22 protein-coding genes are annotated in these 21,591 nt (G+C 67.7%); 12 read left to right on the top strand and 10 right to left on the bottom strand.

Going from position 1 to position 21,591, the window contains the following annotated elements; all coding sequences use genetic code 11:
• Positions 1-46: 46 nt before the first annotated feature.
• The 3 genes from LMF57_RS16660 to LMF57_RS16670 are packed head-to-tail and all read left to right on the top strand — an operon-like array spanning position 47 to position 2,678.
• Positions 47-1,321, top strand: coding sequence for a pyridoxal phosphate-dependent aminotransferase (locus LMF57_RS16660; RefSeq protein WP_117311357.1), 1,275 nt, complete (start codon positions 47-49; stop codon positions 1,319-1,321).
• Positions 1,322-1,324: 3 nt separating this feature from the next.
• A complete protein-coding gene (locus LMF57_RS16665) occupies positions 1,325-1,942 on the top strand; it encodes an SGNH/GDSL hydrolase family protein (protein WP_229290239.1) in 618 nt (205 codons plus the stop codon).
• 4 nt (positions 1,943-1,946) lie between these two features.
• A complete protein-coding gene (locus LMF57_RS16670; protein ID WP_229290240.1) occupies positions 1,947-2,678 on the top strand; it encodes a class I SAM-dependent methyltransferase in 732 nt (243 codons plus the stop codon).
• Positions 2,679-2,932: 254 nt separating this feature from the next.
• On the opposite strand, the gene LMF57_RS16675 is transcribed toward LMF57_RS16670, so the two are convergent.
• Positions 2,933-3,712 carry a polysaccharide deacetylase family protein gene (locus LMF57_RS16675; protein WP_229290241.1) on the bottom strand — a complete coding sequence of 260 codons (780 nt, stop codon included), beginning with the start codon at positions 3,710-3,712 and terminating at the stop codon, positions 2,933-2,935.
• Positions 3,713-3,772: 60 nt separating this feature from the next.
• Between LMF57_RS16675 and grxD the strand changes: the two genes are divergently transcribed.
• Complete coding sequence (gene grxD, locus LMF57_RS16680) at positions 3,773-4,699, top strand: Grx4 family monothiol glutaredoxin (RefSeq protein ID WP_025874107.1); 927 nt, start codon at positions 3,773-3,775, stop codon at positions 4,697-4,699.
• A gap of 120 nt (positions 4,700-4,819) precedes the next feature.
• Here grxD and LMF57_RS16685 read toward each other — a convergent pair whose 3' ends face one another.
• Positions 4,820-5,359: a DUF924 family protein gene (locus LMF57_RS16685; RefSeq protein WP_059065070.1), complete on the bottom strand. Its 540-nt coding sequence runs from the start codon at positions 5,357-5,359 to the stop codon at positions 4,820-4,822.
• Between the two features lie 43 nt (positions 5,360-5,402).
• Positions 5,403-6,179, bottom strand: coding sequence for an AMP nucleosidase (locus tag LMF57_RS16690; protein ID WP_093817982.1), 777 nt, complete (start codon positions 6,177-6,179; stop codon positions 5,403-5,405).
• A 153-nt stretch (positions 6,180-6,332) separates the two neighbouring features.
• On the opposite strand from LMF57_RS16690, the gene LMF57_RS16695 reads away from it, so the two are divergent.
• The 6 genes from LMF57_RS16695 to LMF57_RS16720 all read left to right on the top strand — a co-directional run bounded on the left by LMF57_RS16695 (position 6,333) and on the right by LMF57_RS16720 (position 11,593).
• Entirely contained in the window at positions 6,333-7,742 is a 1,410-nt protein-coding gene (locus tag LMF57_RS16695; protein ID WP_140225524.1) for an amidohydrolase, read from the top strand.
• On the top strand, positions 7,742-9,004 hold the full coding sequence (locus LMF57_RS16700) for an amidohydrolase family protein (protein ID WP_229290242.1): 1,263 nt from the start codon (positions 7,742-7,744) through the stop codon (positions 9,002-9,004). Before LMF57_RS16695 ends, LMF57_RS16700 begins: the two co-directional genes overlap by 1 nt.
• A 19-nt stretch (positions 9,005-9,023) precedes the next feature.
• Positions 9,024-9,656, top strand: a complete 633-nt coding sequence (locus tag LMF57_RS16705) for a DsbA family protein (RefSeq protein ID WP_229290243.1) — start codon at positions 9,024-9,026, stop codon at positions 9,654-9,656.
• 95 nt (positions 9,657-9,751) lie between these two features.
• Complete coding sequence (locus LMF57_RS16710; RefSeq protein ID WP_025874100.1) at positions 9,752-10,693, top strand: DegV family protein; 942 nt, start codon at positions 9,752-9,754, stop codon at positions 10,691-10,693.
• Between the two features lie 78 nt (positions 10,694-10,771).
• Complete coding sequence (locus LMF57_RS16715; RefSeq protein WP_093817988.1) at positions 10,772-11,110, top strand: hypothetical protein; 339 nt, start codon at positions 10,772-10,774, stop codon at positions 11,108-11,110.
• Between the two features lie 243 nt (positions 11,111-11,353).
• Positions 11,354-11,593 carry a DUF3916 domain-containing protein gene (locus LMF57_RS16720; RefSeq protein ID WP_229290244.1) on the top strand — a complete coding sequence of 80 codons (240 nt, stop codon included), beginning with the start codon at positions 11,354-11,356 and terminating at the stop codon, positions 11,591-11,593.
• Positions 11,594-11,728: 135 nt separating this feature from the next.
• Here LMF57_RS16720 and LMF57_RS16725 read toward each other — a convergent pair whose 3' ends face one another.
• The 4 genes from LMF57_RS16725 to LMF57_RS16740 all read right to left on the bottom strand — a co-directional run bounded on the left by LMF57_RS16725 (position 11,729) and on the right by LMF57_RS16740 (position 16,839).
• Positions 11,729-13,138, bottom strand: coding sequence for an efflux transporter outer membrane subunit (locus LMF57_RS16725; protein ID WP_229290245.1), 1,410 nt, complete (start codon positions 13,136-13,138; stop codon positions 11,729-11,731).
• On the bottom strand, positions 13,135-14,217 hold the full coding sequence (locus tag LMF57_RS16730; RefSeq protein WP_140225518.1) for an HlyD family secretion protein: 1,083 nt from the start codon (positions 14,215-14,217) through the stop codon (positions 13,135-13,137). Before LMF57_RS16730 ends, LMF57_RS16725 begins: the two co-directional genes overlap by 4 nt.
• Before the next feature lie 20 nt (positions 14,218-14,237).
• Complete coding sequence (locus LMF57_RS16735) at positions 14,238-15,767, bottom strand: MFS transporter (RefSeq protein ID WP_324255946.1); 1,530 nt, start codon at positions 15,765-15,767, stop codon at positions 14,238-14,240.
• Positions 15,768-15,921: 154 nt separating this feature from the next.
• A complete protein-coding gene (locus LMF57_RS16740) occupies positions 15,922-16,839 on the bottom strand; it encodes a LysR family transcriptional regulator (RefSeq protein ID WP_229290247.1) in 918 nt (305 codons plus the stop codon).
• 141 nt (positions 16,840-16,980) lie between these two features.
• Here LMF57_RS16740 and LMF57_RS16745 point away from each other — a divergent pair, with 141 nt between their 5' ends.
• The gene (locus tag LMF57_RS16745) at positions 16,981-17,421 is read left to right on the top strand and encodes a universal stress protein (RefSeq protein WP_229290248.1); all 441 of its coding nucleotides are present in this window, start codon (positions 16,981-16,983) and stop codon (positions 17,419-17,421) included.
• A gap of 10 nt (positions 17,422-17,431) precedes the next feature.
• Positions 17,432-17,902: a hypothetical protein gene (locus tag LMF57_RS16750; protein WP_229290249.1), complete on the top strand. Its 471-nt coding sequence runs from the start codon at positions 17,432-17,434 to the stop codon at positions 17,900-17,902.
• Positions 17,903-17,941: 39 nt separating this feature from the next.
• On the opposite strand, the gene LMF57_RS16755 is transcribed toward LMF57_RS16750, so the two are convergent.
• The 3 genes from LMF57_RS16755 to LMF57_RS16765 all read right to left on the bottom strand — a co-directional run bounded on the left by LMF57_RS16755 (position 17,942) and on the right by LMF57_RS16765 (position 21,563).
• Positions 17,942-19,387: a GGDEF domain-containing protein gene (locus LMF57_RS16755; protein ID WP_208083212.1), complete on the bottom strand. Its 1,446-nt coding sequence runs from the start codon at positions 19,385-19,387 to the stop codon at positions 17,942-17,944.
• A 185-nt stretch (positions 19,388-19,572) separates the two neighbouring features.
• Positions 19,573-20,403 (bottom strand): S-formylglutathione hydrolase, encoded by an 831-nt coding sequence (gene fghA / locus LMF57_RS16760; protein ID WP_229290250.1) that lies wholly within the window; start codon positions 20,401-20,403, stop codon positions 19,573-19,575.
• A gap of 50 nt (positions 20,404-20,453) precedes the next feature.
• Positions 20,454-21,563, bottom strand: coding sequence for an S-(hydroxymethyl)glutathione dehydrogenase/class III alcohol dehydrogenase (locus LMF57_RS16765; RefSeq protein ID WP_025874089.1), 1,110 nt, complete (start codon positions 21,561-21,563; stop codon positions 20,454-20,456).
• Positions 21,564-21,591: the final 28 nt, after the last annotated feature.

Genomic DNA, 21,591 nt, shown 5'->3' on the forward strand with positions numbered 1-21,591 from the left:
AATTCCGCTACCATGGAAGCCCCATGCCTTCTGCGGCCCACCGCCCATGTCCACTCCCTCGCCCAAGCCCCTGGTCATCCGCGAGCGCCTTTCCGAAGTGCGCTACGAAATCCGCGGAGAACTGGCACGGCGAGCCCGGGAGCTGGAAGCGCAGGGCCACAAGCTGATCAAGCTCAACATCGGCAATCCCGGCGCTTTCGGTTTCCGTGCACCGGAACACCTGCAGCGCGCGATCGCCGATGACATGGGCCGCACCGATCCGTATACCCACCAGCAGGGCCTGCCGGTCGCCCGCGAGGCAATCGCCGCTGCCTACGCCCGCCGTGGCGCACCGGATGCGCATCCGGACCGCGTGTTCGTCGGCAACGGTGTCAGCGAGCTGATCGACCTGTCGCTGCGTGCGCTGCTCAACCCGGGCGACGAAGTGCTGGTGCCCTCGCCGGACTACCCGCTGTGGTCGGCCTCGACCATCCTCAACGACGGCCGCCCGGTGTATTACCGCTGCGCCGCCGAGAACGGCTTCCAGCCGGACCCGAGCGAGATCGAGACGCTGGTGTCCTCGCGCACCCGCGCCATCGTGCTGATCAATCCGAACAACCCCAGCGGTGCCAGCTACCCGCGTGAGCTGCTGGAGCAGGTGGTCGAAATCGCACGCCGCCACAACCTGCTGCTGCTGGTCGATGAGATCTACGACCAGATCCTGTACGACGACGCGGTGTTCCAGCCGGTCGCACCGCTGGCAGGCGACCATCCCTGCCTGACCTTCAGCGGCCTGAGCAAGGTGCACCGCGCCTGCGGCTGGCGCGTGGGTTGGGCGCACCTCAGCGGCGACGACGCGCGGCTGGGCGACTTCCGTGCCGCGCTGGACCTGCTGGGCGCGCTGCGCCTGTGTGCCAACGTGCCGGGCCAGTACGCCATCGACGCCGCAGTGAACGGCCCGGACACCATTTCGGAGCTGTGCGCACCGGGTGGCCGCCTGTATGAAACCCGTCGTGCGGTGATCGAAGCCTGCGCGGCCAGCGAACACCTGTCGCTGGTTGCCCCCGCCGGCGCGCTGTACGCGTTCCCGGCCGTGGTCGGTGCCGCTGCCAAGGGCTTCGACGATCATAATTTCGCGCTGGACCTGATGAACAACGACGGCGTGCTGGTGGTGCCGGGCTCGAGCTTCAACGTGCCTTACCGCCATCACTTCCGCGTGACCCTGCTGCCGGAGGCGTCGGTGATGCGCGACGTGTTCGCCCGTATCGACCGCGCCCTCGCCCGCCGTGCTGAAGACGCCACCAAGGTGGTGCCGCTGAAGCCCCGCCGGTCGGTGGCTTGATCGATGGGCTTGTCGTATCTGGCCCTGGGCGATTCCTACACCATCGGTGAAGCGGTCGCGGTCGACGGCCGCTGGCCGCATCAGCTCGCCGCCGCCCTGCGCGCGCAGGGCATCGCGCTGGACGACCCGCAGACCATCGCCACCACCGGCTGGACCACCGACGAGCTCGACGCCGGCATCGACGACGTTGCGCCGCAAGGGCCGTTCGACTTCGTCAGCCTGCTGATCGGCGTCAACAACCAGTATCGCGGGCGTCCGCTGGACGAGTACCAGGTGCAGTTCCAGGCCCTGCTGCAGCGCGCGATTGGTTTTGCCGGCGGCCGTGCGGACCGGGTCCTGGTGCTGTCCTTCCCGGACTGGGGCACCACGCCGTACGGTGCAGGCAGCGGTCGCGACCTGGGCCAGATCGAACTGGAAACCGACGAGTTCAACGCTGCCGCCGAGGTGATCAGCACCCAGCAGGGCGTGGCCTTCGTCGACATCACCGATATCAGCCGCGACACCGGCGCTGACCCGGCGATGATCGCCGAGGATGGCCTGCACCCGTCCGCCCGGATGTATGCGCTGTGGAGCGCGCGTGCGCTGCCGGTGGCCGCACACCTGCTGGGCGGAACGGACTGAGACGATGGACGGCACGCCACGGAACGGCACGCCCCTGCCCTGTTCGCCGCTTGATGCCGGGCAGGCGCGCCTGATCGCCGAGTCCTTCCGGCCGATGCAGGCCTGGGGCAGCCGCCGCGATTACTACTACACGCGCGGCAAGCTGGGCAGCGACCCGCTGTATGACGGCGTGCTGCGGCACCTTCCCGACGACGGCCAGCCGGTGCTCGACCTGGGCTGCGGGCTGGGCCTGTTCGCGCATGTGCTGCGCCAGCGTGGCCGCCAGCAGGGGTACCTCGGGGTCGACGTGGACAGCGACAAGATCGCCCGTGCGCAGCGCGCCGGCAGCGGCCTGGCCGACGTACGGTTCGACTGTCTGGATGTGCAGGCGCCGTTGCCGGCGCATGGTGGGCATGTGCTGCTGCTGGATGTGCTGCAGTATCTGGACGAAGCGCCGCAACTGGAGCTGCTGCGCGCGGTGAGCGCGCGGGTCGCGCCCGGTGGCCGCCTGCTGCTGCGCACGCCGCTGGCGACCGGCGACCGCCGCGACCGCACCACGCGGGTGGCTGACCGCCTGGCCTGGCTGGTCGGCTGGATGGGCACGCGACCTCGCCACTACCCGGATCCGCAGCGGCTGCAGGCCACGCTGGCAGCTGCCGGCATGCAGGTGGCTCCGTTGCGTCCGCTGCATGGGCGCACGCCGTTCAACAGCTGGTTGCTGGTGGCCGAGCGGCCGGGAACTGCGGCCAACGGCTGAGCCCCTCGTGGTGGGCGGCTGTCTACGGGGGTTGCCCGGGGCGGGATGGGCTGCGCGGGGACGCCGTGAACCCCTCCTTGGGGGCTTAGCCGCGCCATCCATGGCGCGGATACCCCGCGCAGCCCATCCCACCCGGGCACGGACGGTTTACGGGCGCGTCCACCACGGAAGACAAGAGAAAAGCGAAGGGCAAACGCGGGTCGCTTCGCTCTTGCCGCGCTGCGCGCTCGCCGGGCGTGGCCCGGCGCTACCGGTCACCTGGCCGGCAGTTCGGCCTTCAGGCCGCGCTCGTCCAGCACCTGCAGCACCCGTTCGATGATGGCCAGGTTGTGGCCATGTGCGGCACCTTCATGCAGCAGCACGATCGCGCCCGGGCGCAGGTCCGGGAGCAGACGCGCCAGCACGCCATCCGGGGTGCAGCCGACGCCGTCATAACCGCGGGCGCTCCAGCCCACGCGCACCAGGCCCAGCTTGCGCAGTACCGGCGCCACGAACGGGTTGGTCATGCCCACCACCGAGCGGTACCAGCGCACCGGTCGCCCACTCACCGCCTGCAGCGTCTGCTGGCAGCCCTCGATCTCCGCCGCCATCATGCCCGGGCCCAGCCGCCAGAAGCGCGCCTGTGGATGGCTGTGGCTGTGGTTGCCGAGGTCGTGTCCGCGACGCAGGATCTCCTCCACCAGGGCCGGATGCGCCAATACACGCTCGCCGACCAGGAAAAAGGTCGCCTTCGCCTGGTGCCGGTCCAGCAGATCCAGCACCGCCGGGGTCTGTTCACTGGGGCCGTCGTCGATGGTCAGCCAGACGCTGTTGCCGGCCTCGGGCAGCCGGCTCAGCACCGGCGCATAGAAGCGGCTGTTGGGCAGGAACACCGGCACCATGAACAACGCGTGGCTTGCCACCATCAGGGCCAGGCCCCAGTGCCAGCCCGCCAGCACCCAGACCAGGATCACGGCCAGCTGCGACAGCACCAGCCAGGGCACCCAGCGCCAGGGCCGGGTCGGGATGCGATGCAATGTTCCTGCGTTGGTCATGCCCCATGATGCCATGGGGGGTAGAATTGATGATTCGAATTTTTCGGACCCATGACTGCCATGTCCCTCGATCCCGCCCTGCGTTCGCGCATCGAAACCATCCTCAACGACAACCGCGTCGTGCTGTTCATGAAGGGCCAGCCGTCGATGCCGCAGTGCGGCTTCTCGGCCAAGGCCGTGGGTGCCCTGCAGGACCTGGGCGTGGAGTTCGCCCACGTCAACGTGCTGGCTGACGCGGAGATCCGTGAAGGCATCAAGGCCTATGGCGACTGGCCGACCATCCCGCAGCTGTACATCGACGGCGAACTGGTCGGCGGCAGCGACATCGTGCTGCAGATGGCCGCCAGCGGTGAGCTGAGCAGCGTGCTGGGCCTGGCTGCACCGGACCGCACCCCGCCGCGCATCACCGTCACCCCGGCCGCGGTGGAAATGCTGAAGGGCGCGCTGGCCGATTCGCCGGGTGCGTCGCTGCAGCTGGGCATCGATGCCCGCTTCCAGCCGAACTTCCAGCTGGCCCCGTACGATGAAGGCGCGATCGCCGCCGAGTCCAACGGCCTGCGCGTGCAGTTCGACCTGGCCAGCGCCCGCCGCGCCGATGGCATCACCATCGACTGGGTCGACGACATCCGTGGCAAGGGCCTGGCGATCGACAACCCGAACGCGCCCAAGCCGGTGCAGGAAATCAGCGTGCGTGATGCCGACGACCTGGTGCGTGCCGGCAACGTGATGCTGGTGGACGTGCGCCCGGCGGAAGAACGCGCCATCGCCGCTGTCGGCGTGCCGTTCAAGAGCTTCGATGGCAACGGCCGCGCCGAGCTGGAAGCCCTGCCCAAGGACACCGCCCTGGCTTTCCTGTGCCACCACGGTGGCCGCAGCGCGCAGGCAGCGGAACAGTTCCGTGCGCTGGGCTTCAGCAAGGTGTTCAACGTCACCGGCGGCATCGATGCCTGGTCGGACGAAGTGGACAACGGCGTGCCGAAGTACTGATCGGCGGCGCTTGATACATAGGAAAAACGCCGGCGAAAGCCGGCGTTTTCTGTTGAGCCCATCCACGCATGGCGTGGATCTACTCTTTCCGTGTCCCAGGCGCGGGGGCTGACGTTCCGGTTACCCGGCAAACCCGCCTTCGGCCAGGTAATCCAGTTCTTCCGGCGACGGAATGCGGCCAAGCACCGCATTGCGGTGCGGGAACCGGCCGAAGCGGCGGATGATGTCGCGGTGCAGTTCGGCGTACTGCAGGTATTCCTTGTCACCCAGCACGTCGAACATCGCGACCGAGCGGTCCTGGTCCAGCGGATCTTCGGAGTGCTCGAACGGCAGGTAGATGAAGGCGCGCAGCTTGGGGACCAGCTGCAGGTCCAGCCCCTCCTCGATCGCGCGCGTGGCGTAGTGCCGGGCCAGGCCATCGGTGGCATAGGAATGGGCGGTTCCGCGGAAGCAGTTGCGCGGGAACTGGTCCAGCAGCAGCATCAGCGCCAGCGCGCCCTCGGCGCTGCCCAGCCAGTGCTCGCGCGCGCGCGATGCGGCAGCGTGGTGTTCGTCCGCGAACAGCGTGCGGAACCGCGCGTCGAACGCATCATCACGGGTGAACCACTTTTCAGGGCCCGCGTCTTTCCAGAAATCCACCACTTGCGCGGCAACGTCCATCACCTACTCCCCAGGGCCGGCGCGCCGCGCCAGGCCATCATCATCATTCGTCGAAGCGCAGGTGGCGGACCGACTTGCCGTTGCGCCGGATAAGCTTAAGCGCCTCGATGCCGATCTGGATATGGTTTTCCACGAACTGCGAGCTGACCTTGGCGTCGGACGCCTCGGTTTTCACCCCGTCCGGGATCATCGGCTGGTCTGAAACCAGCAGCAGGGCCCCGCTGGGAATATGGTTGGCGAAGCCCGCAGCGAAGATCGTCGCGGTTTCCATGTCGATGGCCATGCAGCGCATCGCCCGCAGCCGCTCCTTGAAGGCCTCGTCGTGCTCCCAGACCCGGCGGTTGGTGGTGTAGACGGTGCCGGTCCAGTAATCATGGCCGAGGTCGCGGATCATGGTCGAAACCGCACGCTGCAGGGCGAAGGCCGGCAAGGCCGGCACTTCCGGCGGCAGGTAGTCGCCCGAGGTCCCCTCGCCGCGGATGGCGGCGATCGGCAGCACCAGGTCGCCCAGCTGGTTCTTGCGTTTCAGCCCGCCGCACTTGCCCAGGAACAGCACGGCCTTGGGCATCACCGCCGACAGCAGATCCATGATGATCGCGGCATTGGGGCTGCCCATGCCGAAGTTGATCATGGTGATGCCGTCGATGGTGGCGCTGGCCATCGGCCGGTCCAGGCCGATCACCGGCGCCCCGGTCAGCGCGGAGAACGTATGCAGGTAGCCCCCGAAGTTGGTCAGCAGGATGTGCTGGCCGAACTGGTCCAGAGGCACGCCGGTATAGCGCGGAAGCCAGTTGTCGACGATGTCCTGCTTGCTCTTCATGGGCGCTCCGGTACGGCGTGGGGAGCACCATTTTCCGGGAGGCGGTCGTTGCCGTCGAGATGGCCGATGGCGACCCGTGAAAAAGGACACTTGGCAAGCACGCCGCTCCCCGGCTAGCGTCGGTGGGTTGAACACGCTGCCAAGGGGATCTGCATGACATCGACGTTGTTGCGCGCCGGGTTGGGTCTGGCGCTGGTATCGCTGAGCACGGCGCCGGCCGTGGGCGCTTCGCGCTTCGTGGCCGATCCCTACCCGAGCACCTACCAGGCGCACCCCGATGGGCCGCTGCTGATCCAGAACGCAACGGTGCTGACCGGCACCGGCCAGCGCCTCGACAACGCCGATGTGCTGCTGCGCGATGGCCGCATCGTCGCCGTCGGCGATGCGCTGCAGGTCGATGCCAGCGTCACCCGCATCAACGCCGACGGCAAGTGGGTGACGCCCGGCCTGATCGACGTGCACTCGCACCTGGGCGTCTATCCCAGCCCCGGTGTCGGCGCGCACAGCGACGGCAACGAGATGACCGCGCCGGTCACCGCCAACGTCTGGGCCGAGCATTCGGTATGGCCGCAGGACCCCGGTTTCCAGGCGGCACTGGCAGGCGGAGTGACCAGCATGCAGGTGCTGCCCGGCTCGGCCAACCTGGTCGGTGGCCGCGGCGTAACGCTGAAGAACGTGCCTGCCACCACCTACCAGGCGATGAAGTTCCCCGGCGCGCCGTGGGGCCTGAAAATGGCCTGCGGCGAAAACCCCAAGCGCGTCTACGGTGGCGGCAAGGGCGTGGCACCTGCAACGCGGATGGGCAACGTGGCCGGTTACCGCGCAGCCTTCATCGACGCGGCCGACTACATCGCCAAGAACACGCCGAAGCCGGCCAAGCGCAAGGGCTGGTTCGGCAGCGACAAGGGCGACAGCGCCGGTGATGCCGGCGGCAAGCGCGACCTCAAGCTGGATACCCTCGCCGGTGCGATCCAGGGCGATATCCGCGTGCACATCCACTGCTATCGCGCCGATGAAATGGCCACCATGCTCGACCTGTCCAAGGAATTCGGCTTCAAGGTGGCCGCCTTCCACCACGGCGTGGAGGCCTACAAACTGGCCGACCGGCTGGCGGCCGAAGGCGTATGCGGGGCACTGTGGGCCGACTGGTGGGGCTTCAAGATGGAAGCCTTCGACGGCATCGCCGAGAACATCGCGCTGGTCGACCGGCCGAAGAACAGCTGCGCCATCGTCCACTCCGACTCGCCCGAGGGCATCCAGCGCCTGAACCAGGAGGCAGCCAAGGTGATGGCCGCCGCGCGCCGCGCGCACATGCCGGAGATCGCGCCGGAACGCGCGATCACCTGGATGACCGCCAACGCCGCCAAGGCGCTGGGCATCGAGGCGCAGACCGGCACGCTGGAGGCCGGAAAGATGGCCGACGTGGTGATCTGGAACGGCAATCCCTTCAGTTCGTATGCACTGGCCGAGCAGGTGTTCGTCGATGGCCGCCGTGTGTACGACCGCAGCACGCCACCGGCAACGCCGCGGTCGGATTTCCAGCTTGGACAGGAGCTGCGCTGATGGGCATGTTGAACAAGCGCCGCCGGGGATGGCCCGGCGCCACCTTGGTTGCGCTGTTGTTGCTGACAACCGCAGCCTCGGCGCAGGACCTGCTGCTGCGCGGTGCGACCGTCGCTACCGCCAGCGCACGTGGCAACGTGGAAGATGCCGATGTGCTGGTGCAGGGCGGCATCATCCGTGCGGTGGGCCGGGGCCTGTCCGCACCGGCCGGCGTGCCGGTGGTCGAAGCCAAGGGACGCATGCTGACCCCTGCCCTGTTCGGTGGCATCACCGAGATCGGCATCGAGGAAGTATCCGGTGAATCGAGCACGGTCGACAGCGCGCTGAAGATCGGCGAGCAGCCGCTGCGCCCTGAATTCGACGTGACGCTGGCATACAACCCCGCATCGGTGCTGATTCCGGTGGCACGCCTGGACGGCATCGGCTTCACGGCGCTGGGCGCGGCCACCGGCGGCGGCTTCGTCGCCGGCCAGGGCGGCGTGGTGCGCTTCGATGGCAGTGCCGACCCGATCGGCCCGCGCGCGCTGTTCCTGCGCCTGGGTGCTGCAGCATCTGAACTGACCGGTCAATCGCGCGCAGCGCAGTGGATGCTGCTGCAGCAGATGGTGGACGAGGCACGCGGCCAGGTCGACGCCGATTCACCGCATGCGCTGCTGACCCCGGCCGGCCGCCGCACCTTGGCCCGCTATCTGTCCGGACAGGGCCGCATCGTGGTGGAAGTGGACCGCGCGGCCGACATCCGCCAGCTGCTGCGCTGGGCGGCCCGCGAGAAGGTGAAGATCGCCATTGCCGGCGGTGCCGAGGCCTGGCAGCTGGCACCGCAACTGGCAGCGGCCAGGGTACCGGTATTCGTGGACGCGCTGGGAAACCTGCCGACGACCTTCGACCAGATCGGCGCCACCCTGGAAAACGCCGCGCGGTTGCAGCGCGCGGGCGTACCGGTGGCCTTCGCCCAGCGCGATGACGCCTCGCACAATGCACGCAAGATGCGCCAGCTGGCCGGCAATGCGGTGGCCAACGGCCTGCCCTGGGCCGACGGACTGGCCGGGCTGACCCGGGTACCGGCCGAGGTGCTGGGCGTGGCCGACCAGATCGGCAGCATCGAGCCGGGCAAGCGTGCCGACCTGGTGCTGTGGGAAGGCGATCCGCTGGATGTGGCGCACTATGCCGAACAGGTCTGGCTGGGCGGCCGGGCGATGCCGATGCGCTCGCGCCAGACCGAACTGCGCGACCGCTACCTGCAGCGCAACGCGCAGCCCTGACCATCACCAGGAGCCATCGATGCCCACCCTGCGCTGGTATTTCGACTTCGTCTCGCCCTATTCCTACCTGCACTGGCAGAAGGTGAAGCAGCTGCCGCAGTTCGGGCGCATCCAACCGGTGCCCATCGCCTTTGGTGCGGTACTGCACCATCTGGGCAACCTGGGCCCGGCGGAGATCCCGGCCAAGCGCCGCTTCATGTACCGCCAGCTGCTGTGGACTGCGCAGGCCGAGGGCACCCCTCTGCGCTTCCCGCCCGGACACCCGTTCAATCCGCTGGCGGCCCTGCGCCTGTGCCTGGCCGCCGGTGCCAGCACTGCGGCAGTGGACGTACTGTTCGACTGGATCTGGCGCGACGGCCACGCCGGCGACACGGCCGAGGCCCTGCGCGAACCCGCCGACCGGCTGGGTATCAGCGACGTAGAAGCGGCCATTGGCGAGCCGGCCATCAAGGAGCAGCTGCGTCGCAACACCCAGGCGGCGATCGAGACCGGAGTGTTCGGCGTGCCGACCCTGGCCATCGACGGCGAACTGTTCTGGGGCAACGACACCCACCCGCTGATGGCAGCGGTGCTGGACGACCCCAGCCTGCTGGACCGGCCGGACTGGCAGCAGGCGGTGGCCCTGCCGGTGGCGGTGCAGCGTAGTCGCTGAACAGGCAGTGGCGCGTTTCCCTCGCGCGCCCGGTCCCGTTTTGAGATAGTTTTCACATTTCCGAACCAACAACCGCCCTGGAGGGGGAGCCGCGGATGCGCATCGGAATCGTCGTCGACTCGGCCTGCGACCTGCCGCAGGACTTCATTGCCGAGCACAACATCGTGCTGCTGCCGATCACCGTGCGGATCGGCGAAGCGGTGCTCGCCGACCACCGCGACGAGCAGGCAACGCTCAGCTTCCTGCACGCGCACGTCGCCGAGCACGGCGCCGAAGCGGAGACCATCCCCTTCAGCGTCAACCAGATCCGCGACCTGTTCCTGCAACGCTTGGTGATCGACTACGACCATGTGTTCTGCATGACCATCACCAAGACCCGCAGCCCGATCCACGACAACGCACTGCAGGCCAGCTTCGCCATCCTCAACGACTACAAGCCGGTGCGGCAGGCGGCAGGCTTCAACTCGCCGTTCGCGCTGCGCGTGCTGGATACCCAGAACCTGTTCGCCGCACAGGCGGTGACGGCAGTGGAAGCGGTGCGCCTGCGTGCCAGCGATGCCAGCGTGCAGCAGATCCGCGAGCGGCTGGAGGAACTGGCCGGCAACGTGCACGGCTACATGGTCACCCGCGACCTGTACTACATGCGTGCCCGCGCCCGGCACAAGGGCGACCGCAGCGTCGGCCTGCTCAGCGCCGCACTGGGCAGTGCGCTGGACATCAAGCCGGTGCTGCATGGCTATCGCGGCCAGACCGGGCCAGTGGCGAAGATCAAGGGTTTCGACAATGCCGTGCTGAAGCTGTTCGGCGTGGTCGGCCAGCGCGTACGCGCCGGCCTGATGACGCCAACCGTGTGCGTCAGCTACGGCGGCGAACTGGACGAGCTGCGTGCCCTGCCCGGCTATGCGCAGATGAAGGAGGTCTGCGCCGACCATGGCGTGACCGTGTACGAATCGGTGATGAGCCTGACCGGCATGGTCAACGTCGGCAAGGGTGCGGTCACCGTGGGCTTCGCCGATGGGCCGCATCGGTTTGAATGAAGGCCAACCGCGCTCTGGAATCTGCACATCGATTCCACCGTGCCTATGCCAGCCTAGCCGCACCTCAAGGAGATCAACATGCCTGCGCAGTACCACATCAGCCTGCCCGAACCGTCCAAGGCCCGCGGCAGCGACCCCGACCTGTCTTTCCATTCGCAGGGCGCTGCCGGCTTCGCCGAAGAACTGCAGAACGCGCTGCGCAATGGCAGCCTGTTCGAGCGCTGGCGCGACAAGCAGCCGGACCCGGATGCGGTGGAGCCGCAGTGGGGCGCGACCGATCCCGAAGCCACCGTGACCGGTGAGCAGAAGGATCTGCGCATCAACCTGGTGGCCACCACCCGCATCGACAGTGACGTGTTCAAGCAGCGCCTGCGCCTGCTGGCAGGGCACCACTGGGAACTGCGCGACGTGCGCTGAGTTCCGGCTCTGGTAGGCGCCAACCTTCGTTGGCGCTTTCCCGAAGGCTGCCAACCAAGGTTGGGATCTACCGACTCTGCGCCTCCGAATTGTCGCAAATAGCCCGGTAGTGATGACCGTGCTTTGGTAGGTGCCAACTTTGGCTGGTACTTCCCGGCACATCGCTCATGTGACTGGCACACTGGCGCGATGAGAAACACAGACCCAATCTTCTGGCCGCGAGTGCCTGGCCGGGTGACTGGCATGTTCTCCAGCGAGATATGCCTTTACCTGGACGAAGACTATTTCCAGGGACATGTCGCCACCACGGCAGATGGACAGGTCACCGCCATCACCTCGCGCAGCCTTGCTGCCGAATGGGGACTCGCCTTGCCCAACGGTATCGAAGAGCGCGGCGTGCAGGTGCGCATCCCACCTGCCGATGACCACGAGGGGATGGAACAGGAATACTGGTTCTTCGGCGAGATTGCCGACCGGCCGTGATGGGTAAGACCGACCCGTTCCGGTAAATGCCAACCCTGGTTGGCAGCCTTTTGGAAAGTGCCAACCAAGGTTGGCCACTACCGGCTTCACCTTGCCGAGCTGCCGGCCAGCGGCCGGCACTACCCAACCTGCGCCTTACCAACCGCCGCCCAGGGCGCGATACAGCTCTACGCGTGCAATCGCGGCGGTCGCCTGGCTGTTGGCCAGCGCGGCCTGGTTATCCAGCGCGATGCGCTGGGTGCTCAATACATCCAGCATGTCGACCACGCCGGCCCGGTACTGCCGACGCGCCGCACCCAGCGCCGTCTCGCTTTCATCCACCGCCACGTGCAGCTGCGCGGCACGCTGCTGTTCGGCGGCATAGCCGTCGATGGCATCGTCCACTTCATGCCAGGCCTGCAGCACGGTACGGCGGAACTGCAGGGCCGCCTGTTGCTGCTGCAGCCTGCTCAGCGCCAGGTTGGCCTTCAGGCGTCCGCCCTGGAAGATCGGCAGGCTGATCGACGGGCCGATACTGAAGCGATGCGCGTTCCAGCCATCCAGATCATCCAGCTGCCTGGCCTGGAAACCGGCATCGCCATTCAAGGTGATGCGCGGCAGGAAGCTGGCCTTGGCCACGCCAATTCCCGCCGTGGCAGCATGCAGCGCAGCCTCGGCACGGCGGACATCCGGGCGACGCTCGGCCAGTTCACTGGGCACGCCCACGGCCACGGTCGGCAACGCGGGCCAATCGCGGCGCGCGCTCTGCAGCTGCGCATCCAGCGCCTGCGGCGGCTGTGCCAGCAGGAACGCGAGTGCATTGCGCAGCTGCGATTCGCGGTGCCGCAGCGGCGCAATGCGGGCCTGCAGCGAAGCGACCTGCGCCGCCGCACTGGAGACCTGCAACGTGCTGGCCACGCCCTGGCGCTGGCGCGCTTCGGTCAGCCGCTTGATGTCGTGGGCGATGCTGAGGTTGTCCTCGGTGATGGCCAGCAGCTGGCGCGTCGCGCGCAACTGCAGGTAATCACGCGCGGTCTCGGCCAGCAGAGCGATGCGCACCGCGTGTGCATCTTCCTCAGCCATCTGCACGCGTGCGTCGGCCGCTTCCACCTGACGGCGTACGCGTCCCCACAGATCCAGTTCCCAGCTCATGCCGATGCCGGCCTGGAACAGCCCATAGTCATCGCGACCGCCATTACCGGACGGATCGTTCAGGCCTACCTCGCTGTTGCGCGCGCGTACGCCACTGGCAGTGGCGCCGACGCTGGGCAGCCGGTCGGCCGCGGTGACGCCACGCGCGGCGCGGCTCTGCTGCACCCGGTTGGCGGCCAGCTGCAGGTCGAGATTGGCCTGCAGTACCTGCGTCGCCAGTTGCCCCAGCAGCGGATCATCGAAACCGGACCACCAGCTGGCGTCGTCATCCAGCGCCGCTGAAGCCACCGCTTCGCCCTGCCACTGCGTGGGCAGGTCGGCCTGCGGGCGCACGAAGTCCGGGCCCAGCGTGCAGGCGGTCAACGCCGTGCACAGTGCCGCTGCAGCCAGTACACGCGGGAATACGCGGATCATGCGCCTTCCCCGCCCGTGCGGTGCCGCTCGCGCTGCGCACTCTGCACCCGCTGCGGACGCTGCAGGTCCACGCTGGCTTCCACCGACATGCCGGCCCGCAGTTGGCCCAGCAATGCCTGCTCCGGCTCCAGCACGATCTTCACTGGAATGCGCTGCACCACCTTGGTGAAGTTGCCGGTCGCGTTTTCCGGCGCCACCGCGGCGAACGTCACGCCAGTGGCCGGGGCGATGCTGTCGATATGGCCACGCAGCCGCGTGCCGGGAAATACATCCACCGTCAGCTCAACCTGTTGCCCTGGCTGCATCCGGGTCATCTGCGTTTCCTGGAAGTTGGCGACAACGAAGGCGCGCTGCAACGGCACCACCGCGGCCACCGGCGTGCCCGGGGTCAAGTAGGCGCCGACGCGCACTGCGCGGCGTCCCACCACGCCATCGATCGGTGCACGCAGCTCGGTGTGCGAAAGATCCAGTTCGGCGCGCGCCTGTGCGGCTTCGGCACGCTGCACGGCCGCCTGTGCGGCCTGCACCCCGGCAGCGAGGATGTCGGTGCGCTGGCGTGCGGTCGACAACGCGGCCTGTCCCTGTTGCAGATGTGCACTGGCCACGGCCTGCTTCGACTGCGCCTGCTGCGCGTTCTGCACGGTACCGGCACCGTCGCGGGCCAGCTCGCGGTAACGCTGCTGGTCGGCGCTGGCCAGGGTCAGTTCGGCGCGGCTGACATCCACACTCGCCTTAGCCTGTTCGATCAGCGAGCCCTGCTGTGCCAGCGCCGCCTGCGCGTTGGCCAGCTGCGCGCGCGCATTGGCCAGGTCGGCGCGGGCGGCCAGCAACGCGACCTGGTAGTCGCGGTCATCGATGCGGGCCAGCACGTCACCGGCCTTCACCGCCTGGTTGTCTTCCACGTTCACCGCGCTGACGAAGCCGGCGATCTTCGGTGCGACTACGGTGTAATCAGCAACTACGTAGGCGTTGTTGGTGGTCTGGTGGCGGCCATCGCGCAGCAGCAACCAGGCAGCACCGGCCAGAAGCAGTACGCCCAGGCCGAGGCCGGCGTTGAGATACGTTCGATTGATTGTCATGGGGAGTTCCTGCGAAGGGATCAGGCCACGGCACGTGGCGGATGGATGCGGGTGGGCATCCAGGCAATGAGGGGAATGAAGGCCAGCGCGACCAACGCGACCAGCAGGTAGAGATCGGCCGAGGTCAACGTCTGCACCTGCGCGTGCAGGCGCGCGCCAAGCTGCGGCCCTTCGGCCAGCCACGGCTGTTCGCCAAGCCGCTCGACCAGCACGGTGGAGTGGAAATGGCGGCGTCCCTGCGCGACCGCTTCCAGCACGCCGCTGGCCAGCACCGCAGCAAAGCCCTTGACCGTGTTGAACCACGCCGAGGCAAAGGGGCCGTCCTGTGGCGCCAGGCCGCCGGTGGCCAGCATCAGCAATGGCAGCACCGCCATCGGCTGCGCAAACACCTGCAGCAGCTGTACCCACAGGAAGTTGTCGCGTATCCAGCTGACGTCCAGATGCGCGCCCAGCCAGCAGGCCAGCGCCAGCAGGGCCAGGCCGGTGGCCTGCACCCAACGGCAATCGATCGCACGGATGTTCAGCAGTGCGGCGACCAACGGCAGCGCGATGACCTGCGGCACCGCCACCCACAGCAGCATCGGCGCGGTCTGTTGCGGGCGATAGCCCTGCACGCTGGCGAGGAAGCCGGAAGGAATGGAGATCACCGCCAGCAGCACGAACAGCACGCCACCGAGGGTAATCAGCGAGTAGCTGAGGTTGCGGTTGGCCAGCAGCTGCAATTTGAAGAACGGCAGTGGATGGAACCACTCGTTGATGAAGAACAGCACCAGCAGACCCGCACCGCCACCCAGCATCAGCGTGATCAACGACGAGTCGAACCAGTTCAGGCGCGGGCCCTGCACCAAACCCAGTACCAGCAGCACCAGCGCCGGCAGGCCGAGCATCAGGCCGACGCCGTCGAACTGTGCGAAGCGCTCCAGCCGCAGGGGATCCTGTGGCAGGCCCCAGCCGACCATCGCCATCGCCGCCAGGCAATACGGCACGATCTGCCAGAACGCCCAGTGCCAGCCCACCTGCTCCACCCAGAATGCGGCCAGCGGAGTGCCCATGCTCGGGCCGAAGGTGGCGGTCAGTGCGTAGGCGGCCAGGCCGTACAGCTTGATGCCCGGCGGCAGGAAGCGCAGCGCCACGCTCATCAGCAGCGGCGGCAGCGCGCCCCCACACAGGCCCTGCAATGCGCGCAGCAGCAGAAAGGTCTGCAGGTTGGGGGCGAGCGGGCATAGCACGCCCAGCACCATGAAGCCGCCGATCATCGCCAGCGCAAAGCGGCGCAGCGAGAAGGTGGCTGCGCACCACGGTGCGAATGCCATCGCGCTGACCGACATGGCGCTGTACAGCGCCACGATCCAGCTGCCGTCATCGACGCTGAAACCCATCGCACCGCGGATGTCGGCCAGCGCGACCTTGGTGACGTTCTCGTTGAAACCCGACACCAGCACTGCCAGCAGCACACCGCACAGCCCAACCAGGATGCGCCGGTCGAAGCCGGGGGCAGCGACGGGCCGGGGCACTGCCGGCGCCGCGGGCATGGCGGCCGGCGTGCTCACTGCCGACTGCCGATCCGTGCAGTACACGGCATATATGGAGACATTGGATTGCGCTCAGTGGAACTTTCGGGAGCGCAGTCTAGAAAGGCCGTTGCCTGCGAAAAATGGCGTGCCCGGCATCGCAGGCGTGCGTGCAACGCACGCCCGCGGGCAATCAGTGGTGGGCCGCCTCGACCGAATCGCACATGCCCTTGATCGCCCGCCGCAGCCACTGGTGGGCCGGGTCGTTGTCCATGCGCGGGTGCCAGGCCTGCACCAGCGCTACGGTCCGCACCGGCACCGGCAGCGGGAACATCCGCAGCGGCAGGCCCATGCGGGTGATGCGGTAGAGCATCACGCTTGGCATCTGCGGCAGCACCAGGTCCGAATCGGCGGCAGCAAAGATCGCGCCATGGAAGGTAGGGATGACCACCGCCACCCGCCGTTGCAGGCCGAGCGCTGCCAGCTCTTCGTCGATCGGGCCATGCGCAAGCCCGCGCCGGGACACGGCGATGTGGTCGCACGCGGCGAAGCGCTCGACACTGATGTCGCCGTCGAACAACGGATGATCCTCGCGTGCCGCGCCCAGCAGCGAGGTGGTGAACAGGTGCTGCACCTTGGTTTCCGGGCTGTGCTTGCCGGCCGTGCTGATGTACAGGTCGATCCGCCCCTGCACCATCGCATCGTCATCGGTATCGCCTTCGGGCACGAAGCGCAGCATGCAGCGCGGTGCCTGCTGGCGGAAGACATCACGCAGGCGGCCGCCATAGCTGCCGATGAACACATCGTTGGCGCGCACGCTGAACGTTCGTTCCAGCGTGGCCATGTCGACCTCGCGGCCCGCATTGAACACGCGGTGTGCCTGCTCGATCACATCGCGCACCTGCTCACGCAGTTCCAGCGCGCGTGGCGTGGGGGCGAGCCCACGGCCGGCGCGCACCAGCACCGGATCACCCAGGGCTACCCGTACCCGGCCCAGGGTACGGCTCATCGCCGGCGCACTGAGATTCATCCGTCGCGCAGCGGCCGCCACGCTGCATTCGTCGATCAGCACATCCAGTGCCAGCAACAGGTTCAGGTCCGGCAAGGGCATGGCAGTCTCCCGCAAATGGGATGACTCTACTGCAATCCAGACCATCCAGAATTGCGTTGTACGCACGCATTGACTGCGGCGCACGGCATGGGTGTGCGCGACGACATCAGCGACCATCAGCGCCCTGCAAAGGAGCTTTCCATGTTCAACACCCTGCTGGTCGCGCTTGATGGCGGCCCCCAGCACGACCGCGTGCTGGACCTGGCCGCCACCATGGCCGGCCCCCGCAGCCGCCTGCACCTGCTGTGCGTGCTTGACCCCGAATTCGCACTGGCCGCAGGTGCCACCGATGCCGACCGCCGTGAGTATCCCGCCGCCGCCCGGCAGCAGGCGCATGCCGAAGCGGTACTGGCCGACGCCCTGGCCGAGCTGCGCGAGCGCGGCGTGGACGCCATCGCACAGCTGCCTTCAGGCGATCCTGGCGAAGTAATCAGCGTGCAGGCGCGTCGCCTGCAATGCGACCTGATCGTCATCGGCCACCGCCATCTGTCACGCCTGCAGCGCCTGTTCGAGCCCTCGGTGGGGCAATGGACGATCGACCATGCGCCCTGCCCGGTGCTGGTGGAAACACGCGATCGGTAGGTACGCCTGCATGGCCTCACGTTCCCCTGTATTTCCCACCCGTGTGAGTTATCGCGCTTTCGGCCGTCAATTCAGCCGGGGCGAGCAGATGCTGCTGGCTGCGCTGCGGCAACTGCGCGACCCCGCCCTGCATGATGAAGGCATGGCGCAACTGGCCGCGCTCGGTGTCGACGCTGAAGGTCGCGACGCCTTCGGTGAGCTGCTGCCGCTGCTGGCCGCGCCGCAGGCACCTATCGATCTGCTGCGTCCCGGGTCGCCCTTCATTTCTGCCAGCGAACTGGACCTGTTGGTCTGTCTGCTGCGCATCGCCCAATGGCGGCACGCACGCCCACGCGAGGACGATGAACTGGCGCCGCTGCGTCGGCAACTGGCGCACTGTGCAGCGGCCGTGCACACCACGCAGTTGACATTGCGGCAACGATCGCTGTCACCGGTGGGCCTGCGCCTGCTGGATCCGGCCGGGTGGCTGCGCCAACGCTGATCGACCACGCAGCTTGCTGCGACAGTCGCGCAGGCGTGCTCAACAGTCCAGCGTGTCGTGCGCGCCGCTGTCGTCGTCCAGCACGTGTGCGTGCAGGATCACCTGGTTGCGGCCCGCACGCTTGGCCGCGTACAGGCCGGCATCGGCATCGGCCAGCAACTGTTCGGCGGTAGCCAGCGCCGGCGGATGCAGGTAACCCACGCCCACGCTGATGCTGACGCGGCCTTCCGGCAGCGGCAGCGCTTCCACCGCCTCGCGCAGGCGCTCGGCCAGCGCCAGCACACCCGACAGCGGGCTGCCGGGCACGATCACCGCGAATTCCTCGCCGCCATAGCGCGCCACGCTGTCGGCCGCGCGCCCGGCGGTGGCCTGCAGCACCGCGGCCACCGCCTGCAGGCAGCGGTCGCCGGCGGGATGACCGTGCTCGTCGTTGAATGCCTTGAAATGGTCGATGTCCACCAGCAGCAATGCGAGTTCGCTGCCGCTGCGACGCGCCCGGTTCCACTCGGCCAGCAGCAGCGTATCGAACTGGCGGCGATTGGCTACGCCGGTCAGGCCATCCTGCCGCGCCAGCTGATCCAGGCCTGCCTGCCGTTCCAGCAGGTCGAGCTGCAGCAACGTGCTGCGCAGGCTGAAGCCCAGCGTTGCCACCACGAACCCGGTCAGCGCCAACGGCCGCGCGTGGTCCACCACCAGGGTACCGACCACCAGCAGCAGCAACGGCAGGATGATCGGCCCACCCGCCTGCACCAGCCGCGACAGACGCGGATGCAGCGAGAAACCGGGCGCTGGCGCCTGCCGCAGTGCCAGCACGGCCAGCAGCAGGAACGGCAGATCGATCAGCGTGTCGTTGTAGGCACCGAACGACTGCTCGGCGGTGTAATGGTTGATGTAGTAAGCCACCAGCAGGTAGAGCAGCGCAAACAACGCTAGTGCCCGAAAGAAACTGCGCCGTTCGGGCACGTCGCCCGCCAGCCAGCGCACCACCGCGAAACCGGCGATGCACAGGTTCTGGATGTCGAACATGTGCTGCATGTTCGACATCGCCTGGTCATCGATATCGATGCGGTCGGCGAAGAACTGGGTATGCACGAAGAACAACACGCCCAGCAGGGCGGCCATCACGCCGTCGATCAGGCTGATGGTCCAGCGTTCGCGACGGGCGCGGGCCAGGATGAACACCAGCGGCACGCCGTACAGCACGTACAGTAGCAGACTGACCCGGGGAGTCAGGTCGGCACGTCCCGCCCCCACTGCGTCGACCATGTTGAAGGCCATGCCACCGGCCCACAGCAGCAGGGCCAGCGCGGTGGCGCGCCAGCCCAGTGCAGCACGGTCGTGCTGGCCGCGCCACAGGCAGGCCGCGGCCGCCAGCAGGGGTGCCGCAGTCAGAAACACGAACGATCCCTCACCAGCCGCACCCGGCCAGAACGCCACGACCACGCCATGACAGATCACGAACATCAGCGCCAGCACAACCAGCATGCATCCCCCATGCGCAAGGCCGTATGCCGGCACAATAGCGCGCCGGCACGCCACCGCGGCGTGATCCACTGCGGCAAAACGAAACTCCGGGCACACGCGCTGGTCGTGCCGGCCGCTGGCCGGCAACTTTAGGGAATCACGGGTCTGCAGGTTGCCGGCCAGCGGCCGGCACTACCAGCAAAACGTCAGGCGTGCAGCGCGCGGGCGTGGTGGGCGATGTGCTCGCCGATGAAGCTGGCGATGAAGTAATAGCTGTGGTCGTAGCCGGGCTGCAGGCGCAGGCTCAGCGGATGGCCGGCGGCATCGCAGGCCTGCTGCAGGCGATGCGGCTGCAGCTGGCTGTGCAGGAACTCATCTCCCTCGCCCTGGTCAACCAGCAGCGGCAGGCGCTCGCTGGCGTGGGCCACCAGTTCGCAGGCATCCCACTGCGCCCAGTCGGCCGGGTTGTCACCAAGGTAGGCGGCGAATGCCTTCTGCCCCCACGGCACGTGGCTGGGTGCGACGATCGGCGAGAACGCCGACACGCTGCGGTAGCGGCCGGGGTTGCGCAGCGCGATCACCAGCGCGCCATGGCCGCCCATCGAATGGCCACTGATGCCTCGTGCGTCGGTTGCCGGGAAACCCGCCTCGATCAACGCCGGCAGCTCGTGAGCCACGTAGTCGTGCATGCGGTAGTGCTTGGCCCACGGCTGCTGTGTGGCGTTGAGATAGAAACCCGCGCCCTTGCCCAGGTCATAGCCCTCTGCATCGGCCACGTCATCGCCTCGCGGGCTGGTGTCCGGGGCGACGATGATCACGCCGTGCTCGGCCGCATAGCGTTGCGCGCCGGCCTTGGTGATGAAGTTCTGCTCGGTGCAGGTCAGCCCGCTCAGCCAGTACAGCACCGGCAGCTTCTGCGTTTCGGCCTGCGGCGGCAGGTACACGGCGAACTGCATGTCGCAGCCCAGCGTGGTGGAATGATGGCGGTAGACGTCCTGCCAGCCGCCGGCACAGGCACGGTGTTCGATACGTTCCATGAGGTTTCCTCCCGAGGGACGGCAGGCAAGCGCCTGCCGCCCGGCGCGGCTCAGTAGTGGACCACCGAACGGATCGACTTGCCTTCGTGCATCAGGTCGAAGGCCTCGTTGATCTTGTCCAGGTCCATGGTGTGGGTAACGAACGGGGCCAGCTCGATATCGCCCTTCATCGCGTCTTCGACCATGCCGGGCAGCTGGCTGCGGCCCTTCACGCCACCAAACGCGGTGCCCATCCACTTGCGGCCGGTGACCAGCTGGAACGGGCGCGTGGAGATTTCCTGACCGGCACCGGCCACGCCGATCACCACGCTCTGGCCCCAGCCACGGTGGGCGCATTCCAGCGCCGCACGCATCACGTTGACGTTGCCGATGCACTCGAAGCTGTGGTCCACGCCCCAGGTGGTCATCTCCACGATCACCTGCTGGATCGGCTTGTCGAAGTCCTTCGGGTTGATGCAGTCAGTGGCGCCGAATTCGCGGGCCAGCTCGAACTTGGACGGGTTGGTGTCCACCGCGATGATGCGCCCGGCCTTGGCCTGGCGCGCACCCTGGATGACCGCAAGGCCGATGCCGCCCAGGCCGAACACGGCCACGCTGTCGCCTTCCTGCACCTTGGCGGTGTTGTGCACCGCGCCGATGCCGGTGGTCACGCCGCAGCCGAGCAGGCAGACATGCTCCGGGTTCGCTTCCGGGTTGATCTTCGCCAGCGACACCTCGGCAACGACGGTGTATTCGCTGAAGGTCGAGCAGCCCATGTAGTGGTAGATCGGCTCGCCGTTGTAGCTGAAGCGGCTGGTGCCGTCCGGCATCACGCCCTTGCCCTGGGTGGCACGCACCGACACGCACAGGTTGGTCTTGCCGCTCTTGCAGAACAGGCACTCACCACATTCGGCGGTGTACAGCGGAATGACGTGGTCACCCGGCTTGACGCTGGTCACGCCCTCGCCCACCTCCACCACGATGCCGGCGCCTTCATGGCCCAGCACCACCGGGAACAGGCCTTCCGGATCATCGCCGGACAGGGTGAACGCATCGGTGTGGCAGACACCGGTGTGGGTGATCTTGACCAGCACTTCGCCCGCCTTCGGCGGGGCGACGTCGATCTCGACGATCTGCAGCGGCTGGCCGGGACCAAAGGCGACGGCGGCACGGGATTTCATGATGGCACTCTCCAGAAAGGGCTTGCGG

Source organism: Stenotrophomonas sp. SI-NJAU-1, from assembly GCF_020883215.1.
Classification (GTDB): domain Bacteria; phylum Pseudomonadota; class Gammaproteobacteria; order Xanthomonadales; family Xanthomonadaceae; genus Stenotrophomonas; species Stenotrophomonas indicatrix.

Coding starts and splice junctions, on each gene's coding strand:
- LMF57_RS16665 (WP_229290239.1), top strand. CDS start 1,325: ATGGGCTTGTCGTATCTGGCCCTGGGCGATTCCTACACCATCGGTGAA.
- LMF57_RS16715 (WP_093817988.1), top strand. CDS start 10,772: ATGCCTGCGCAGTACCACATCAGCCTGCCCGAACCGTCCAAGGCCCGC.
- LMF57_RS16745 (WP_229290248.1), top strand. CDS start 16,981: ATGTTCAACACCCTGCTGGTCGCGCTTGATGGCGGCCCCCAGCACGAC.
- LMF57_RS16685 (WP_059065070.1), bottom strand. CDS start 5,359: ATGGACGTTGCCGCGCAAGTGGTGGATTTCTGGAAAGACGCGGGCCCT.
- LMF57_RS16700 (WP_229290242.1), top strand. CDS start 7,742: ATGGGCATGTTGAACAAGCGCCGCCGGGGATGGCCCGGCGCCACCTTG.
- LMF57_RS16740 (WP_229290247.1), bottom strand. CDS start 16,839: ATGCCCTTGCCGGACCTGAACCTGTTGCTGGCACTGGATGTGCTGATC.
- LMF57_RS16750 (WP_229290249.1), top strand. CDS start 17,432: ATGGCCTCACGTTCCCCTGTATTTCCCACCCGTGTGAGTTATCGCGCT.
- LMF57_RS16705 (WP_229290243.1), top strand. CDS start 9,024: ATGCCCACCCTGCGCTGGTATTTCGACTTCGTCTCGCCCTATTCCTAC.
- grxD (WP_025874107.1), top strand. CDS start 3,773: ATGTCCCTCGATCCCGCCCTGCGTTCGCGCATCGAAACCATCCTCAAC.
- LMF57_RS16695 (WP_140225524.1), top strand. CDS start 6,333: ATGACATCGACGTTGTTGCGCGCCGGGTTGGGTCTGGCGCTGGTATCG.
- LMF57_RS16730 (WP_140225518.1), bottom strand. CDS start 14,217: ATGACAATCAATCGAACGTATCTCAACGCCGGCCTCGGCCTGGGCGTA.
- LMF57_RS16755 (WP_208083212.1), bottom strand. CDS start 19,387: ATGCTGGTTGTGCTGGCGCTGATGTTCGTGATCTGTCATGGCGTGGTC.
- LMF57_RS16690 (WP_093817982.1), bottom strand. CDS start 6,179: ATGAAGAGCAAGCAGGACATCGTCGACAACTGGCTTCCGCGCTATACC.
- LMF57_RS16765 (WP_025874089.1), bottom strand. CDS start 21,563: ATGAAATCCCGTGCCGCCGTCGCCTTTGGTCCCGGCCAGCCGCTGCAG.
- LMF57_RS16670 (WP_229290240.1), top strand. CDS start 1,947: ATGGACGGCACGCCACGGAACGGCACGCCCCTGCCCTGTTCGCCGCTT.
- fghA (WP_229290250.1), bottom strand. CDS start 20,403: ATGGAACGTATCGAACACCGTGCCTGTGCCGGCGGCTGGCAGGACGTC.
- LMF57_RS16725 (WP_229290245.1), bottom strand. CDS start 13,138: ATGATCCGCGTATTCCCGCGTGTACTGGCTGCAGCGGCACTGTGCACG.
- LMF57_RS16710 (WP_025874100.1), top strand. CDS start 9,752: ATGCGCATCGGAATCGTCGTCGACTCGGCCTGCGACCTGCCGCAGGAC.
- LMF57_RS16675 (WP_229290241.1), bottom strand. CDS start 3,712: ATGACCAACGCAGGAACATTGCATCGCATCCCGACCCGGCCCTGGCGC.
- LMF57_RS16720 (WP_229290244.1), top strand. CDS start 11,354: ATGTTCTCCAGCGAGATATGCCTTTACCTGGACGAAGACTATTTCCAG.
- LMF57_RS16660 (WP_117311357.1), top strand. CDS start 47: ATGTCCACTCCCTCGCCCAAGCCCCTGGTCATCCGCGAGCGCCTTTCC.